This window comes from Roseovarius gaetbuli (genome assembly GCF_900172365.1).
GTDB lineage: Bacteria > Pseudomonadota > Alphaproteobacteria > Rhodobacterales > Rhodobacteraceae > Roseovarius > Roseovarius gaetbuli.
The window spans coordinates 1-1174 of sequence record NZ_FWFJ01000124.1 but is presented as its reverse complement, the minus strand read 5'-3'; the positions used below and the strand labels follow the sequence as shown (position 1 = coordinate 1174).

Here is a 1174-nt window from a genome sequence, read left to right as displayed (position 1 = left end):
GCGCAGTTGGCGATGCTGCTCGAAGGGATTGATTGGCGTTTGCCGCAGCGCAGTTGGACACCGCTCAAGGCGGGATAAATGCGCGTGTGGGATTCCCCTCGCGCCGTCGTTTTGCTATGGTTTGACCATGCTGGACGTGTCCAAATCCTTGCCGGAAGACCCCGATGAGCTGAGGCAGTTCACATCGCTGTTGCTGGCTGAGGTGAAGTCGCAGGCCGTTCTGATCGAGAAGCTGCGCCACCAGTTGGCAGGTCATCGCAATCACCGGTTTGGGTCATCATCGGAAAGCATCGAGCAACTGCAACTGGCCTTGGAAACGAGCGAGATCGCGGTCGCCAAGATGACGGCAAAGCTGCGCCTTCCCGACGAGGAGCCGAAGAACAAGCCAAAGCGTCGGCCAATCCCCGATCACATCCCGCGCATGGAAGTCGAGCTAACCACTGGTGACGACGACTGCGCCCAGTGTGGCGGGGCGCTACGTCGTCTGGGCGAGGATGTGACCGAAGAGCTGGAATATGTGCCTGGTCGGTTCATCGTGAACCGTATCGTGCGGCCCCGCTTTACTTGTTCTGGCTGCGAGAGCTTCACGCAAGCGCCGCTACCATCGCGTCCCATCGAACGGGGCCGCCCCGGCCCTGGGCTGCTGGCGCATGTGTTGGTCAATAAATACGCGGATCACCTGCCGCTGTACCGCCAAAGCGGCATCTTCGAGCGCGACGGGATTGATATTGATCGCTCCACGCTGGCGGATTGGGTCGGCAAATCCACGGCGTTGCTGGAACCTCTCGCCGATGCAATCGGTCGCCATGTTCTGGCGGGACAAGCTATCTTTGCAGACGATACGCCCGTTAAGATGCTGGCCCCCGGCACCGGCAAGACAGCGATCGCACGCCTTTGGGCCTATGGGCGTGACGAGAGGCCATGGGGCAGCGACGCGCCACCCGCCAGTTGGTATCAGTTCTCCCCAGATCGCAAAGGGCAGCATCCCAAGGACCATCTCGCAAAGTATCAGGGCTGGATGCACGCAGACGGCTATGCTGGGTTCGAAGATATCTACCGCTCCGGCGATATCAAAGAGGTCGCCTGCATGGCGCATGTCAGGCGTAAGTTCGTAGATGTCCACCGCGCCCAAGGCTCGGCTATCGCCGACGAGGCCATCAAACGCATCGCGCAG

1 protein-coding gene is annotated in these 1174 nt (G+C 60.6%); it reads left to right on the top strand.

What is annotated here, in order from left to right; genetic code table 11:
• Nucleotides 1-127: 127 nt before the first annotated feature.
• On the top strand, nucleotides 128-1174 hold a 1047-nt coding region (tnpC, locus tag ROG8370_RS19870; protein WP_085828835.1), incomplete at its 3' end, for an IS66 family transposase.